Origin of the sequence: Streptomyces olivochromogenes, from assembly GCF_021538895.1 — a bacterium.
Classification (GTDB): Bacteria; Actinomycetota; Actinomycetes; order Streptomycetales; family Streptomycetaceae; genus Streptomyces; species Streptomyces olivochromogenes_A.
Genome location: NZ_JADDRL010000009.1, coordinates 1 through 15557 on the forward strand (window position 1 = coordinate 1; position 15557 = coordinate 15557).

Genomic DNA, 15557 nt, shown 5'->3' on the forward strand with positions numbered 1-15557 from the left:
GGCGCCCTCCGCCGACGGCGCCGCCGACCAGCTCCCGCAAGGGGTGTTCTGTGTCGACCGGCTGGGTCTGATCGTCTACGCCAACCCGGCCGCGGCACGGCTGATGGGCCTGGAGCGTTCGCGGCTCCTCGGCCTGCCCGTCGACGAGGCGCTGCCGTGGCTGGGCCGGCCCCCGTACGACGACCACCTGCGCGGTGCCCTGCTGTCCCTGCAACCCGTGAAATTCCACGCCCGGCACCCGGCCGCCGACCGCGACGCGCCCGGCGAGGGCGACTGGCTGGACCTGTCGTTCCACCCGGGCCCGGACATCCTCACCTGCACCGTCGCGCCCGCGAACCGTATGGACGTCCCCGCCGAGCTGCCCGACGCCGGCCTGACGCCGACCGCCGCTCCCGAAGCCGGCCACCCCGTGTCCGCCGCTCCCTCGTTGGCGCCGCTGTACCGGCCCATCGCCCTGGCCATCGCGCTGACCGACGCGGTCACCGCCCGCCAGGTGTCGGCGGTCGTCACCCAGGAGCTGCTGCCCGCGTTCGACGGCCGCCGACTGGCCATCTACCTGCTGCAGGACCGGCACCTGTACCTGGCCTGGGAGACCGGTTTCCCGCAGGGATTCCTCGCCCCCTTCGACGGCGTCGGCCTCGACGCCCATCTGCCCGGTGTGGAGACCCTCACCACCGGCCGCTCCCTGTTCTTCGACTCCATGCGGCAGCTGGCCACCGCCTATCCGGGCATCCCGCTGGACGCGATCGAGGGCGCCCGCGCCTTCCTGCCGCTGATCGCCTCCGGGCGGCCGGTCGGCTCCTGCATCCTCGGCTTCGACCGCAACCGGGGTTTCAGCACGGAGGAACGCACGCTCCTGACCGCGCTCGCCGGGCTGATCGCGCACGCGATGGAGAAGGCGCAGCGCTACGACACCGAGGCCGCCCTCGCCCGCGGCCTGCAGCAGGCCCTGCTCCCCCGGCGGCTGTCCGCGCATCCGCAGGTGGAGACCGCCGGCCGCTATCTGCCCGGCACCCAGGGCATGGACGTGGGCGGGGACTGGTACGACGTCGTCGAGGCCGGGGACGGTCTGGCGCTGGTCATCGGCGACGTCCAGGGGCACGGCGTGCAGGCGGCGGCCACCATGGGCCAGCTGCGCAGCGCCGTACGCGCCTTCGCGCTCGGCGACCACCCTCCCGACGAGGTCATGAGCGGCACGAACCGGCTGCTCATCGACCTCGATCCGGGACAGTTCGCCAGCTGCTGCTACCTGCGGCTCGACCCCGCGACCGGCCGGGCCCAGGTCGCCCGCGCCGGGCATCCGCCGCCGCTGTTGAGCGCCCCGGACGGCCGAACCCGCGTCCTGGACATTCCCGGGGGTGTCGTCCTCGGGGTGGACCCGCTCGCCCAGTATCCGGTGGCGCAGCTGCGGCTGGAGCCGGGGGCGATCCTCGCCCTGTACACCGACGGGCTGGTCGAGCGGCCCGGCACCGACATCGACGAGGGGATCAGCGCGCTGCGGCTGGCCCTGGAACAGGCCCGTACGGCCGCCGGGCGGCGGAGCGCCCGTTCCCTCGCGGGCGTCGCCGACCGGCTCACCTCGACGGCCCGGCACGCCGTCGACCGGCCCGACGACGTGGCTCTCCTGCTCGCCACCCGGCGCACCGGGTGCCCCTCCGGGCAATGAGGTCGCCACGCATCGGCGCGACCACCGCCGGTCACCTCCTGCGACGCCTCTCGCCTCCGGGGGCCGGGCAGTGTAGACATGGGCACATGGTCCGACTGTTGGGCCGGTCCGAGACTCGGCCGCCCCGTCGTCCCGGGGATCCGCACGCACCGCACGAGCGGCGGCAGCAGGACGGAACCGGGCCGCGCCGCACAAGGGCCGGGAGGCTGTGGTCGGCGGTGAGCGGCCGCAGCGTCGCCGGACAGGTGTTCGTGCTGCAAGTGGTCATCGTGCTGTTGCTCGTCGTGTCGGCGGTGGTGGCCCAGGTGCTGCAGGTGCGCCACGACACCAACCAGGAGGCCCGCAACCGCTCCCTCGCCGTCGCCGAGACCTTCGCCCACGCGCCGGGCACGGTGGCGGCGCTGCGCAGCCCGGATCCGACGGCCGTGCTCCAGCCGAAGGCCGAGGCGGCGCGCAAGGCGTCCGGGGTGGACTTCGTCGTCGTGATGAACACCGACGGGATCCGCTACACGCACCCCAAACCGGACCGGATCGGCAAGAAGTTCGTCGGGACCATCGCCCCCGCACAGGCGGGGCACACCGTCGTCGAGGAGGTCAACGGGACCCTGGGCCCGCTGGTCCAGGTCGTGGTGCCGGTCAAGGACGCCCAGGGGAACGTCGTGGGACTGGTGTCGTCCGGCATCACCACCGAGCACGTGGGCGGCACCGCCGAACAGCAGCTGCCGCTCCTGCTGGCCGCCGCCGCGGCGGCCCTCGCCCTGGCCACCGCGGGAACGGCGCTGGTGAGCAGACGCCTGTTGCGCCAGACGCACGGCCTCGGCCCGCACGAGATGACACGGATGTACGAGCACCACGACGCGGTGCTGCACTCCGTGCGGGAAGGCGTGCTCATCGTCAGCGGCGAGGGCCGGCTGCTGCTCGCCAACGACGAGGCGCAGCGCCTGCTGGACCTGCCCGAGGACGCGGAGCGGCAGGATGTGCGCCGGCTCGGCCTGGACGACGACACCGCCGACCTGCTGGCCTCGGGCCGCGTCGCCACCGACGAGGTGCACCTGGTCAAGGACCGGCTGCTGGCGATCAACCAGCGGCCCACGGACCTGCGCGGCGGCCCGCCGGGCAGCGTCACCACGCTCCGCGACTCCACGGAACTGCGCGCCCTGTCCGGCCGGGCGGAGGTGGCGCGCGAACGCCTGAACATGCTCTACGACGCCGGTGTCGCCATCGGCACCAGCCTCGACGTGACCCGGACCGCCGAGGAACTGGCGCAGCTGGCCGTGCCCCGGTTCGCGGACTTCCTCACCGTGGACCTGTTCGACGCCGTGCTGCACGGGGAGGAGCCGCAACCCGGGGAGTCCTTGCGCCGCGCGGCCGTCGGCGGCATCCGCGGGGACGCCCCGCTCTACCCGTTGGGCGAACGCATCCGCTTCGTGCCGACCTCCCCGCAGTTCCGCAGTCTGCACACCGGGGTGTCCGTGGTCGAGCCGCGGCTGGGCGAGGCGCCGGGCTGGCTCGCCCAGGACCTCGACCGCACCGAACAGGTGGTCGAGTTCGGGATCCACTCGCTGATCACCGTGCCGCTGCGCGCGGGCAGCCTGATCCTGGGCGTGGCCAACTTCTATCGCTCGCAGAAGCCCGAGCCGTTCGACGCCGAGGATCTGGCCCTGGCCGAGGAGCTGGTCGCCCGCGCCGCGGTGTCCATCGACAACGCCCGCCGCTACACCCGCGAGCACGGCATGGCGGTGACCCTGCAGCGCAGCCTGCTGCCCCGCAAGCTGCCCGACCAGAGCGCCCTGGAGATCGCCTACCGCTATCTGCCCGCGCAGGCCGGGGTGGGCGGCGACTGGTTCGACGTACTGCCGCTGTCCGGATCCCGGGTCGCCCTCGTCGTGGGCGACGTGGTGGGGCACGGGCTGCACGCCGCCGCCACCATGGGCCGGCTGCGCACGGCGGTGCACAACTTCTCCTCGCTGGACCTGCGGCCCGACGAGCTCCTCGGTCTCCTCGACGAGCTGGTCGGCCGTATCGACCAGGACGAGACCCCCGCCGACGGCGCCACGGCGGTCACCGGCGCGACCTGCCTGTACGCGATCTACGATCCGGTCTCCCGGCGCTGTGCCGTCGCCCGGGCCGGCCATCCGCCGCCCGCCGTGGTCCGCCCCGACGGCAGCGTCGAGTTCCCCGAGGTGCCGGCGGGTCCGCCGCTGGGCCTCGGCGGGCTGCCGTACGAGACGGCCGATCTGGAGCTGAAGGAGGGCAGCCGCCTCGTCCTGTACACCGACGGGCTGATCGAGGACCGGGAGCGGGACATCGACGACGGCCTGGAGCTGCTGCGCTCCGCGCTGGCGCGGGCCGCCGACTCGCCCGAGGACACCTGCCGGGCCGTCCTGGAACTGCTCCCGGCCCGGCCCAGCGACGACGTCGCCCTGCTCGTCGCCCGCACCCGCTCGCTCGGCGCCGACCGGGTCGCCGAGTGGCCGGTGCCGGCCGATCCGGCGGCCGTCTCGCAGCTCCGGGCCGCGGTGAACCGGCAGCTGGCCGAGTGGGAACTGGAGGAGCTCACGTTCACCACCGAACTGATCCTCAGCGAGCTGGTCACCAACGCCATCCGCTACGGCCGCGAGCCCATCCGGGTCCGGCTGCTGCGCGACCGCAGCCTGATCTGCGAGGTGTCCGACGGCAGCACGACCTCGCCGCACCTGCGGTACGCGGCGACCACCGACGAGGGCGGACGCGGCCTGTTCCTCGTCGCGCAGCTCGCCGACCGCTGGGGCACCCGCTACACCCCGGCGGGCAAGGTCATCTGGGCGGAACAGCCGCTGTCCTGAGCCGGCCGACGGCCGGCGGAAGAAAGCTGTTGAGGATCCGTCCGGGAATCGGTGATGATCTCCGGCATGTTCTCGCGCAGGAAACGCCGCCCGAAGTCCCCCGATCTCCTTGAAGCCTGGGAGTGCCTGGACTCCGGGGACATCCCGGGCGCCCTGCGGCAGTTGCGGGTCGCCGGCGAGGACCAGCCCCTGGGCGAGGTCGCCCTCGTGGTCGGCCGGGCCGCGCGGACCGCGGGCTTCGACGACCTCCAGCAGGCCGCCGCCGCGCTGGCCGAGCGCCCCGAACACGCCCAGGCGCTCTTCGACTTCGGATACGCCTGCGTCGAACGCGGCCTGTCCTACCTGGCGGTGCCCGCCCTGCGCGAGGTGCTGCGCGGCAACCCGGGCCGCCTCGGGGTCGTACGGGAGCTGGTGTCGGCCTACGAGCGTGAGGGCCGTCACCGCGAGGCCGTCGAGGAACTGGCCCGGCACGAGGCCGACTTCACCGACTGGCCGGACCGCTATCTGCTGGTGTTCAACGCGATCATGTCGGGCGACCTCGGCCTGGCCCGGCGCCAGCACGCCCTGCTGCCGGACCCCGAGGACGAGATGTGGCTGCCCACCCGGGCCCGGCAGAACCGCATGCTGGAGCGCGCGGCCGCCCTCGACGGGGCGAGCGCGCTGGACCCGACCGATCTGCGGGGCTGGCAGTACGTGCTCGGCGGGACGGTGCTGGGCACGCTCTCCCCGTACGGCTTCGACTCGGGCATGACCGGCCGGTACGCCTACCTGCAGGACACACCGGGACAGTGCCTGCGCGGCCTGCTGCGGCTGCGGACGCTGCTGGAGGCCACCGAGGCGCGCCCGCGGTCGGTGTCGCTGCTCCCCGACCGTGACTCGCGGATCCTCAGCCTGGCCGCCGCCGAGCTGCTTGACCTGCCGGCGGAGCCCTTCGCGCCCGGCCGCGAGGACACGCTCGTCGTCGCGTACGACCTGAACGAGGTGGCCGGCGCGGCCGACGGCCCCGAGATCCTCGGGCAGCTCTTCGAGCGCGCCCCCGGCCAGGTGCTGCACGAGCACGCGAGTTCCTGGACCGACGCTCCGGTCGTCACCGCCGACAGCGTCACCCTGCTCCACCAGTCCGTGGTGGCGCCCTGGGGCGAGCAACTGCGCGGCGCCGCAGACGGAGGAGTCGAGCGGGCACCGGCCGACGACCGCCCCGAGCCGGAGCTCGCCGCCGAGATCACGGGGGCGGAGCCGGACACGGACGAGGGCGACGGCACCGGCCCGGACGACTCGGACGAGGCGTTCGCCGCGTTCGCCGCGACCGTGCGCGGCACCTGGCTGCGCGGCGACCGCGCCCGCCTGACCTCGTCCGGACCGGTGCCCAGCTCCCGCTTCGCCTGACGGCCGCGCGTCGCGCGACGGTGTGCGGGGCTAACCGAGGGCCCGGTCCAGGTTGAAGGCGGCGCTGATGAGCGCCAGGTGGGTGAACGCCTGTGGGAAGTTGCCCTGTTGCTCCCCGGTGCGGCCGATCTCCTCGGCGTACAGGCCGAGATGGTTGGCGTAGGTGAGCATCTTCTCGAAGGCCAGCCGGGCCTCCTCCAGCCGTCCGGCGCGCACCAGTGCCTCGACGTACCAGAAGGAGCAGATGGAGAACGTGCCCTCGTCGCCGCGCAGTCCGTCGGGGCTGGCCTGCGGGTCGTACCGGTAGACGAGGGAGTCGGAGACCAGGTCCTCGGTCAGGGCGTCCAGGGTGGACAGCCACTTCGGGTCGGTCGGGGCGACGAACTTCGCCATCGGCATCATCAGCACGGAGGCGTCGAGGACCTCGCTGCCCTCGTGCTGCACGAAGGCGTGACGCACCGGCGACCAGCCGCGCTCCATGATCCACCGGTAGATGGTGTCGCGGCACTGCCGCCAGCGGCGGTGGTCGGCCGGCAGGCCCCGCCGGGTGGCCACGCGGATGGCCCGCTCGATCGCCACCCAGCACATCAGGCGCGAGTACAGGAAGTTCTTGCGGCCGCCGCGGGTCTCCCACACGCCCTCGTCCGGCTGGTCCCAGTGGTCGACGACCCAGTCCACCAGCTGGCACACGTCGTCCCACTGGTCGCTGGAGATGGGTTCGGCCCACTTGTCGTAGAGGTAGATCGAGTCGATCAGGGCGCCGTAGATGTCGAGCTGGAGCTGGTCGGCGGCGGCGTTGCCGACCCGGACCGGGGCGGATCCCTGGTGGCCCTCCAGGTGGGGGAGCTCGCGTTCGGGCAGGTCGGTGCGGCCGTCGATGCCGTACATGATCTGCAGCGGCCCGGAGGGCGAGCCGTCGCCGGGGCTGATGTGGGTGGCCAGGAACTGCATGAAGGCCCGGGCCTCCCCGGTGAAGCCGAGCCGCAGCAGCGCGTACACGCAGAACGCGGCGTCGCGGATCCACACGTAGCGGTAGTCCCAGTTGCGTTCGCCGCCGAGCTGTTCGGGCAGGCTCGTGGTCGGCGCGGCGACGATGGCGCCGGTCGGGGCGTAGGTGAGCAGCTTCAGGGTGAGGGCGGAGCGGTGCACCATCTCCCGCCACCGGCCGACGTAGCGGGACTGGTGCAGCCAGCGGCGCCAGTAGGCGACCGTGGCCTGGAACTCGTGCTCGGCCTCGGCGTGGGCGCAGCCGCGCGGAATCAGGGCGTCGGCGGCCCGGTCGAGGGCGAACACCGCGGACTCGCCCTCGGTGAGTTTGAAGTCGGCGCGGGCGTCGGTGCCGTCGCACTCCATGGCCACGGTGGAGGTGAGCGAGAGGGAGTACTGCCGGGACTCGAACACGATCATGTCGCCCTGCGTGTTCAGCGAGTGGGGGTCGGCGCCGTAGTTGAAGCGCGGTGCCACCAGGACCCGGAAGGGAACGGTGCCCCGGACGCACAGGACGCGGCGGATCAGCCGGTGCCGGTCGGCCTCGGCGGATTCCGCGGGCTGCAGGGGGTTCCCGGCCACCGGCATGAAGTCCTGGACCTCGCCGACGCCTTCCTCGGTGAAGAACCTGGTGATCAGTACGTTCGTGTCCGGGAAGTAGAACTGCTTGGTCCGGGCCGCTACGGAGGCGGCGAGCTCGAAGCGGCCGCCGCGGTCGGCGTCCAGGATGGCCCCGAAGACGCTGGGGGCGTCGAAGGACGGGCAGCAGTACCAGTCGATGGTGCCGTTGCTTCCGACCAGGGCCACGGTGCGCAGGTCGCCGATCAGTCCGTGCTCGGCGATCGGCAGGTAGCGGGAGTGGCCGGGGGGCTCGGGGGCCTCCTGGTTCCGGGGCATCTCGGTGGTGGTCATCGCGGCAGCCTCCCGGGGCGGGGATGCGGGCTCCTTACAGCTTAGGAGCGAAGCTTTCGCCGCGGCACGGTGAAGTGATCGTCTCCGGGGCCTGGCGGCCCCTCCGGATGCAGGGCGGGCTCAGGCGGGGAATGGTGAGAGTGGGCCCGGACTCGCGGCACCCGTTCCGGTGCGGGCACCTGGGCCCGAGGAGGAGGCATCATGTCGACGTCACAACCCGAAGCGTCCCGGCCGTCCGACGACCGCGCCACCCCGGACTCCCTGCTCCACTCCGCCCCCGGCGTCGTCGCCCCGGAGGACCTGGTGCTCGCCGCGGGCAGGGACATCACACCGGCCAACCTGGAATGGGCCCGCCGCAAGCTGGACGCCGAGGGCGCGCTCGCCGTGGAGAAACTCCTGCCTTAGGCAGCGCGGAACCCGCCCTGAGCTGCAAGACCGCCCGGGGCGGACGGAAGATCGTGGTCTGCCGGTGCCCGCCCGGGACGGCACCGGCACGGGGGCGCCGGCACGGCAGGGGCGGCACAGGCGCGGACCGGGGGCTTTCCGGCCGGCGTGGGTGTCGGTCGCTCACCGTAATCATGGGGAACGCTTCCGCCGCCTCCGGTGCCCGTTTCCCCGTCGGCCTTACGGAGGGAGGCGTCGGCTGACAGACTCCCGAGGGTGCCCGACTTCGATTTCGACATGCTCGTCATAGGATCCGGCCCCGGTGGACAGAAGGCCGCCATCGCCGCCGCCAAACTCGGCCGTCGCGCCGCCGTCGTCGATCGCCCCGACATGGTCGGCGGCGTCTCCATTCACACCGGCACCATCCCGTCCAAGACACTGCGCGAGGCGGTGCTGTACCTCAGCGGTCTCACCCAGCGCGATCTGTACGGGCAGAGCTACCGCCTGAAGGAGGACATCACCGTCTCCGACCTGACCTCCCGCACCCAGCACGTGGTCGGCCGGGAGGTCGACGTCATCCGCAGCCAGCTGTCCCGCAACCACGTGGCCCTCTACGCCGGCACGGGCCGCTTCGTCGACCCGAACACCGTCGCCCTGCGCGAAGTGAGCGGCCAGGAACGGCTGCTGACCGCACGCCACATCGTCATCGCCACCGGCACCCGCCCGGCCCGCCCGGACACCGTCGCGTTCGACGGCCGGACGATCATGGACTCGGACAACGTACTCACGCTGGAGAAGGTCCCCCGGTCGATGGTGATCGTCGGCGCCGGCGTCATCGGCATGGAGTACGCCAGCATGTTCGCCGCCCTGGGCAGCAAGGTGACGGTCGTCGAGCGGCGCCCGGGCATGCTGGACCTGTGCGACGTCGAGGTCGTCGAGTCGCTCAAGTACCAACTGCGGGACCTCGCCGTCACCTTCCGCTTCGGCGAGACCGTGGCCGCCGTCGAGCGCCATCCCCGCGGCACCCTGACCATCCTGGAGAGCGGAAAGAAGATCCCCGCCGACACCGTCATGTACTCGGCGGGCCGCCAGGGTCTCACCGACGAACTCGACCTGGACAAGGCCGGGCTGACCGCGGACCCGCGCGGCCGGATCAAGGTGGACGAGCACTACCGCACCGAGGTCCCGCACATCTACGCCGTCGGCGACGTGATCGGCTTCCCTGCGCTGGCCGCGACCTCGATGGAGCAGGGCCGCGCGGCCGCGTTCCACGCCTGCGGCGAGCCGGTCGGGCAGATGCACAACCTCCAGCCGATCGGGATCTACACCATCCCGGAGATCAGCTTCGTGGGCCGGACCGAGGACCAGCTCACCGAGGACTGCGTGCCGTTCGAGGTCGGCATCGCCCGCTACCGGGAACTGGCCCGGGGACAGATCATCGGCGACTCCCACGGCATGCTCAAGCTGTTGGTCTCCCCCGAGGACCGCACGCTGCTCGGCGTGCACTGCTTCGGTACGGGCGCCACCGAGCTCATCCACATCGGCCAGTCCGTGATGGGTTGCGGCGGTACGGTCGACTACCTCGTCGACGCCGTCTTCAACTACCCGACGCTCGCCGAGTCGTACAAGGTCGCCGCCCTGGACGCCACCAACAAACTGCGGCAGATCAACCGCCTCGACTGACCCCGTGCGGCGCCCTCTCCCCGGCCGCCCGGCTCCGCAAACGCCGCGACCGACGCGGCAGTTGCCGGTGCCCGGGCGGCCGGGGAGATTACCGGGCGGTCAATCTTGAAAGATCAATGAGTCCCGCTATCATCACACCCACACACGGTGTGACCGACTGCCGACGCAGGGCTGATCGGTGTGCGCCGATCCTTGCCTTCCCCTGACCGGTCCCTGACCCGAGGCCAACCCTCTACGGGTTCGAGGCGGGTCCCGCACCCCCCACCTCGTACGCCTTCGGGCCTGGCCGCCCGTGCGCGTGCACGATCGAAAGCAGCACAACCATGAGCAACAACAGGGGCAGAGGGCTGCAGGCCAACGCCCTCGGCATGTTCGACACCGTGGTCATGGCCGTCGCGGGCAGCGCACCGGCGTACTCGCTGGCCGCAACCACCGCGGTGCTGGTCGGCGCGGTGGGACTGGCCAGCCCGGCGGCGCTGCTGTACTGCGCGATACCCATGCTGGGCATCGCGCTGGCGTTCAGCTATCTGGGCCGGATCGACGTGAACGCGGGCGCGAGTTACTCGTGGGTGGGGCGCACGCTGCACCCCTTCCTGGGCTTCGTCAGCGGCTGGGCACTGGTGGTCTCCGCGACCATCTTCATGGTAGCCGGTTCGCTGCCCGCGGGTTCCATGACGCTCGCCCTCTTCGACGACAAACTCGCCGACGACACCGCCCTGTCGACGGCGGTGGGCGCGGCCTGGTTCCTCATCATGCTGGCCGTGGTCCTCGGCGGCGCCCGGCTCACCGTACGCGCGCAGCTGCTGATGTCCGGCGTGGAGCTGGCGATCCTGCTGCTGTTCGCGGTGCTGGCCCTCTTCCACACGGGCGACGCCCGCGCCTTCGACTGGTCCTGGCTGGGCTTCGGGCACTTCGACGGGATGGCCGGCTTCGCCTCGGGCGCGCTCATCGCCGCCTTCTACTACTGGGGTTGGGACGTCACCAGCAACCTCAGTGAGGAGACCCGCAACAGCCGCCGGACGACCGGTCTCGCGGGACTGATCGGCGTGGGCATCGTCTTCCTGCTGTTCGAGGTGTTCACGATCGCGGTGAACGTCATCCTGTCCTCGAAGCAGATCGAGGAGAACGACGCCAACGTGCTGGCCGTGCTCGGCGAGGAGGTCTGGCCCGGCTGGGGCGGCAAGCTCTTGATCGTCGCCGTGATGCTGTCCACCATCGCCACCCTGGAGACCACGCTCATCCAGGTCACGCGGTCGCTGTTCGCGATGGGCCGCGACCGTACGATGCCGTCCGCGCTGGGCCGGGTGCACCGCACCTGGAACACGCCCTGGGTCGCCATCGCCGTGGTCGGCGGGGTGGCGCTGGTGATGTTCATCGCCTCCAACGCCCTCGGCACGGTGGGCGACATCCTCTCCGACGCCATCTCGGCGATCGGCCTGCAGATCGCCGTCTACTACGGCCTCGCGGGTCTGGCGGTGGTCGTCGCCTACCGCAAGATGCTGCTGAAGTCGGCCGCCGACTTCGTCCTCGGCGGACTGTGGCCGCTGTTCGGCTCGGTGTTCATGTTCTGGATCTTCGTCGAGTCGCTGGGCGAGCTGAGCGACGCCGCGATCTCGATCGGCATCGGCGGCCTGGCGCTCGGGCTGATCCCGATGTTCTGGTACTGGCGGCGGGGCAGCGACTACTACCGGCCCGCCAAGCTCGACGCCACCCGCGCCATCACGGCCGACTACGTCCCCGACGGCCACGTGGCCGAGCGGGCCCGTGCCCACGAGGGTCTCCCCACCGACTTCTGAGGGAGACCCCGATGGCGCGAGACCGCTTCACGCCCGACTTCGACCCCGACTGCGGGGACGGGCCCCTGACCTCGGCCCGCCAGGACATCGTGATCGGCCGCTGGCAGGGTCCGCGGGACCTGCTGCGGGCCACCGGTGCCGACTGGGTCTCCCGGGGGCACCGGATGCGACTGCTGGCGCAGGCGTGCGCGACCAGTACGACCTCGGAGACCTGGCTGGCCGCCGAGCCCCGCAGTGCCGACGCGCTGGTGCTGCGGGCCGCGACGGAGACGGCCCGGGCCTTCACCCTGGCCATCGCGGCGGGCCGGGGCATACCGATCGACCGGGACCGCATCGACGCGGCGGTACTGGCCTGTCTGCGGGCCGCCGAGGCCTGGCCGGAGGACCCTACGCCCTGGATCTCCCTGATCTCGGTGGCGCGCCTGTACCCCTCGGGCGTGCGCCGGCAGGAACTGGCGCGCTGGTGGGACGAGTTGCACCGGCGCGACCCCTACAGCGTGGAGGGCCACCTCCAGGTGCTGCACTACTACTCCTCCCGCTGGCACGGCACGCACGGCCTCATGTACGACTTCGCGCGCGACGCGGCGGGCGTGGCCCCGCCGGGCTGCGCGCTGCCGGTCCTGGTGCAGTACGCCCGGGTCGAGGAGTTCCGGTACGTCCTCGACGGCGCCCAAGGGCAGCACGCGGCGGTGGGCGTGAGCCAGCACTGGAGCCACGACGGTGCCGTCAGCGACGTACGCCGCACCTGGCAGCGCTGGATCGCCGGCCGCGGCGACGCCCCGGTCGCCCCGGGCGAGCTGCGGGACCTCAACCACCTCACCCACGCGGCCTGCCAGGCGGGCGCCACGGACATCGCCGCGGCGCTGCTGCGGCTCCAGGGCCGCCGGGCGACACGGACCCCGTGGTCGTACACCGGCGATCCGGAGAAGCAGATCGCGAAGTGGCGCAAGGACCTGCGGCTGCGCCAGTGAGCGTTCCTCACCTTCGACGACCATCATGACCACAGCGGCGTAGTCGGCCGACCGAGAGGCGACCACGACAGGACACGAGCCGGGAACGATCGACACCCTCCGACCGTCTACACTTCAGTGGACCGTCTACATGCATGTAGTCGAACGGAGGGCGCACCGCCATGACCCGCAAGCGGCTCGCGGAACTCGCGGGCAGCGTCGGCCTCGGCGCCTGGACGGCGTTCGGGGTGCTGGCCATGATCGTGGCCGGCGCCCAGGGCTCGGCGGGATTTGTGGACGACGGCCCGCTGAGCTGGTCCCTCGGCCACCGCCCGGAGGTCGCCGTGGCCTTGGCCCGCGGGATCACCGCCACCGGGACGGGCGTCGTCCCGTACACGCTGGTGCTGCTGGCCGCGCTCCTCGCGGGGCGCACCCGGGCGCAGCGGCTGGTCGCCGTGCTGTTCGGCGTGGCCTGCCTGGCCGTCGGACAGGCCGTGCGGTACGGCGTGATGACGCTGATCGCCCGGCCCCGCCCGCCGGAGTCCGACTGGCGGACGCACGCCTCCGGCTGGGCGTATCCCTCCGGCCACACCACCACGTCGGCCATCACCGCCGGGCTGGTCATCCTCGCGATATGTCTGCGCGCCCCGCGCGGCAAGGCGGGCCTGTGCTGGGCCGTCGGCTGCTGGGGCGCGCTGGTCGGGCTGACCCGTGTCTATCTGGGCGTGCACTGGTTCACCGACGTGATCGGCGGCTGGCTGTTCGCCGTCGGCTGGCTCGGGGCCTGGCTGTGCGCGGCGGCCTGGTGGATGCCGAGCCGGTTCGTCCCCTCGGCCACAGGAACACCCGATCCCGACGCGCCGGTCGAGGGGAGCGCGTCCCGGGAGCCCGGTCGGTCGCGTCCCGGGTGACGGACCGGACGTTGCGCGCATCGCCTCACGGTGCCGCGTGCGGCCCGTCCGGGCGGTTGCGGCGCTGCTCGACCATCTCGCGACTGAGTTCCTCGACCTCCGCCTGGGGCAGTCGTTCGAAGCCGGCGTCGGTGATGACCGAGATCAGCGGGAAGATCCGGCGGTTGATGTCGGGGCCGCCGGTGGCCGAGTCGTCGTCGGCGGCGTCGTACAGCGCCTGGAGCGCGGCCAGCGCGGCCTCGCGCCGGGACATCCCGGGCCGGTACAGCTTCTTCAGCGCGCCGCGGGCGTACGGGGAACCGGAGCCCTCGGCGTGGAAGTCCGCCTTCTCGTACAGACCGCCGGCGACGTCGAAGCCGAAGATGCGGCCCCGCTCGCCGTCGGACGCGCGGGCGCGGGTGTCGTAGCCGACGAGCAACGGGACCACGGCCAGGCCCTGCATGGCCTGGCCGAGGTTCTGCCGGATCAGCGCGGCGAGGCGGGTCGCCTTGGCGTCGAGGGTCATGGGAATGCCCTCGATCTTCTCGAAGTGCGTCAGCTCGACCTGGTAGAGCTTGACCATGTCCAGGGCGAGGCCGACGGTGCCGGCGAAGGCCACCGCCGTGTGGTCGTCGGCGGGGTACACCTTCTCCAGGTCGCGCTGGGCGATGAGGTTGCCCATGGTGGCCCGGCGGTCGCCGGCGATCAGCACGCCGTCGCGGTGGGCGAGGGCGAGGACCGTGGTGCCGTGCGGGAAGCGGTCGGGGGCGGCACGGGTCCCGTCCGGCAACGGGCTTGCGGTGGGCAGCAGTCGCGGCCGGTGCGCGGCCAGGAACTCGGTGAAGGACGAAGTCACGGGCGTGAAGAACTGCTCGCCCAGTCGGCCGTCGCCGTCGGTTCCCGCCATGGCACTCCCCCTGGTACGTCGTCGGCCGGACAAGCAACTCCTACCTGGCGCGGGCGGCCGGGAAACGCGGCCCGGTCAAAGCGCCTTGCGGCGAACCAGTACCCCGAGCACCACCAGGCCCGGCACCAGCGGCAGCCACACGGTCAGCAGGCGGTAGCCGAGCACGGCGGAAGCGGCCGCCGCGGCGGGCGCTCCGGCGGCGGTGAACGCGAGGGCGAGCGCCGCGTCGAGGGAGCCGATACCGCCCGGGGTGGGCAGCAGGGCCGCGGCGCTGCTGGCGGCCAGGTACAGGAGTGTCACCCGGGCCGGGGACAGGGGCAGTTCGACCGCCTGGGTGACGGTGATCAGCACCAGGGAGTGCAGCGCGGTGAAGGCCGCCGAACCGCCCCACAGCGCCGCCGCGCGCGGCGGACTCGCGTGCACGGCACGGATGTCGGCCAGCACGGTCGCGAGGGCCCGTCGGCACCGGGGCCACAGCCGGCTCCTGACCAGGACGACCACGAGGACGGCCAGCACGAGGACGGCGACCGGCGCGCCGGCGGACAGGTTCGGGATCCGCAGCAGCCCGGGGCAGGCCGGGGCGAGCACCGCGATCAGCACCCCGCGGACGACGCCCCCGGCGGTGGCCTTGACCGCGAGCGCGCTGGCCGAGCGGGCGGCCGGCAGCCCGCAGCGCATCAGGAACCGCAGGTTCACCGCGCCCGCGCCGAGCCCCGCGGGCAGGACGTGGTTGGCGGCGCCGGCCGCGAACTGCGCGGCGACCAGCCGCCCGCCGGGCAGCCGCCGGACGACCGCGCCCTGCTGAGCCACCGCCGAGGCCGCCCAGGTCCCGACCGCCGCCGCGGCGCCCGCCAGCAGCCAGCCCTGGTCGGCGACGGCCAGCCGGACGGCCCCGGTGTGGAGCGCCGGCCAGTGCCGCCGGGCCAGATAGGCCAGGCCCACGAGGACGACGAGGCAGACGCCCGCGTGCCAGTAGGCCCGCCTGCGGCCGAGGGCGGCCGCGAGGCCGGGCGGGGTCGTCGGCGGGGTCGTCATGAGCGCGCCGCTGGAAGGCAGGCGAGGGAGACGTTCGCACCGCCGGTCATCATCCACCCTCCTCCACTACAGCCCGTAGGGTCCGCCACCCTACAGCTTGTAGTACCGAGCGCCGGAGTCGGCGAGCGATCCAGGG

General features: G+C 72.8%; 11 protein-coding genes. 8 read left to right on the top strand and 3 right to left on the bottom strand.

Features of this window, described 5'->3' with window-relative positions; all coding sequences use genetic code 11:
- The 3 genes from IPZ69_RS06365 to IPZ69_RS06375 form a co-directional block, all read left to right on the top strand.
- The coding region (locus tag IPZ69_RS06365; RefSeq protein ID WP_235453003.1) for a SpoIIE family protein phosphatase at positions 1–1666 on the top strand (1666 nt) is incomplete at its 5' end.
- An 86-nt stretch (positions 1667–1752) separates the two neighbouring features.
- On the top strand, positions 1753–4491 hold the full coding sequence (locus IPZ69_RS06370; RefSeq protein WP_235453004.1) for a SpoIIE family protein phosphatase/ATP-binding protein: 2739 nt from the start codon (positions 1753–1755) through the stop codon (positions 4489–4491).
- A 66-nt stretch (positions 4492–4557) separates the two neighbouring features.
- The gene (locus tag IPZ69_RS06375; RefSeq protein ID WP_235453005.1) at positions 4558–5877 is read left to right on the top strand and encodes a hypothetical protein; all 1320 of its coding nucleotides are present in this window, start codon (positions 4558–4560) and stop codon (positions 5875–5877) included.
- A 30-nt stretch (positions 5878–5907) separates the two neighbouring features.
- Here the strand turns inward: IPZ69_RS06375 and IPZ69_RS06380 are convergent, their stop codons facing one another.
- A complete protein-coding gene (locus IPZ69_RS06380) occupies positions 5908–7776 on the bottom strand; it encodes a glycoside hydrolase family 15 protein (protein ID WP_235453006.1) in 1869 nt (622 codons plus the stop codon).
- Positions 7777–7977: 201 nt separating this feature from the next.
- Here IPZ69_RS06380 and IPZ69_RS06385 point away from each other — a divergent pair, with 201 nt between their 5' ends.
- From IPZ69_RS06385 to IPZ69_RS06405, 5 genes are all read left to right on the top strand, one after another.
- Positions 7978–8181 carry a hypothetical protein gene (locus IPZ69_RS06385; protein WP_235453007.1) on the top strand — a complete coding sequence of 68 codons (204 nt, stop codon included), beginning with the start codon at positions 7978–7980 and terminating at the stop codon, positions 8179–8181.
- 276 nt (positions 8182–8457) lie between these two features.
- Positions 8458–9843, top strand: a complete 1386-nt coding sequence (gene sthA / locus IPZ69_RS06390) for a Si-specific NAD(P)(+) transhydrogenase (RefSeq protein WP_268834299.1) — start codon at positions 8458–8460, stop codon at positions 9841–9843.
- Between the two features lie 323 nt (positions 9844–10166).
- A complete protein-coding gene (locus IPZ69_RS06395) occupies positions 10167–11639 on the top strand; it encodes an APC family permease (protein WP_235453009.1) in 1473 nt (490 codons plus the stop codon).
- A gap of 11 nt (positions 11640–11650) precedes the next feature.
- Entirely contained in the window at positions 11651–12610 is a 960-nt protein-coding gene (locus IPZ69_RS06400) for a hypothetical protein (protein WP_235453010.1), read from the top strand.
- 161 nt (positions 12611–12771) lie between these two features.
- Complete coding sequence (locus IPZ69_RS06405; protein WP_235453011.1) at positions 12772–13500, top strand: phosphatase PAP2 family protein; 729 nt, start codon at positions 12772–12774, stop codon at positions 13498–13500.
- A 25-nt stretch (positions 13501–13525) separates the two neighbouring features.
- Here IPZ69_RS06405 and prcB read toward each other — a convergent pair whose 3' ends face one another.
- Positions 13526–14386, bottom strand: coding sequence for a proteasome subunit beta (gene prcB / locus IPZ69_RS06410; RefSeq protein ID WP_235453012.1), 861 nt, complete (start codon positions 14384–14386; stop codon positions 13526–13528).
- Positions 14387–14461: 75 nt separating this feature from the next.
- On the bottom strand, positions 14462–15421 hold the full coding sequence (locus tag IPZ69_RS06415) for a lysylphosphatidylglycerol synthase domain-containing protein (RefSeq protein WP_235453013.1): 960 nt from the start codon (positions 15419–15421) through the stop codon (positions 14462–14464).
- Between the last annotated feature and the right edge of the window lie 136 nt (positions 15422–15557).

What these genes read in the sequence shown, in the direction of transcription:
- IPZ69_RS06370 (WP_235453004.1), top strand. Translation starts at nt 1,753, where the DNA reads ATGGTCCGACTGTTGGGCCGGTCCGAGACTCGGCCGCCCCGTCGTCCC.
- IPZ69_RS06375 (WP_235453005.1), top strand. Translation starts at nt 4,558, where the DNA reads ATGTTCTCGCGCAGGAAACGCCGCCCGAAGTCCCCCGATCTCCTTGAA.
- IPZ69_RS06380 (WP_235453006.1), bottom strand. Translation starts at nt 7,776, where the DNA reads ATGACCACCACCGAGATGCCCCGGAACCAGGAGGCCCCCGAGCCCCCC.
- IPZ69_RS06385 (WP_235453007.1), top strand. Translation starts at nt 7,978, where the DNA reads ATGTCGACGTCACAACCCGAAGCGTCCCGGCCGTCCGACGACCGCGCC.
- sthA (WP_268834299.1), top strand. Translation starts at nt 8,458, where the DNA reads ATGCTCGTCATAGGATCCGGCCCCGGTGGACAGAAGGCCGCCATCGCC.
- IPZ69_RS06395 (WP_235453009.1), top strand. Translation starts at nt 10,167, where the DNA reads ATGAGCAACAACAGGGGCAGAGGGCTGCAGGCCAACGCCCTCGGCATG.
- IPZ69_RS06400 (WP_235453010.1), top strand. Translation starts at nt 11,651, where the DNA reads ATGGCGCGAGACCGCTTCACGCCCGACTTCGACCCCGACTGCGGGGAC.
- IPZ69_RS06405 (WP_235453011.1), top strand. Translation starts at nt 12,772, where the DNA reads ATGACCCGCAAGCGGCTCGCGGAACTCGCGGGCAGCGTCGGCCTCGGC.
- prcB (WP_235453012.1), bottom strand. Translation starts at nt 14,386, where the DNA reads ATGGCGGGAACCGACGGCGACGGCCGACTGGGCGAGCAGTTCTTCACG.
- IPZ69_RS06415 (WP_235453013.1), bottom strand. Translation starts at nt 15,421, where the DNA reads ATGACGACCCCGCCGACGACCCCGCCCGGCCTCGCGGCCGCCCTCGGC.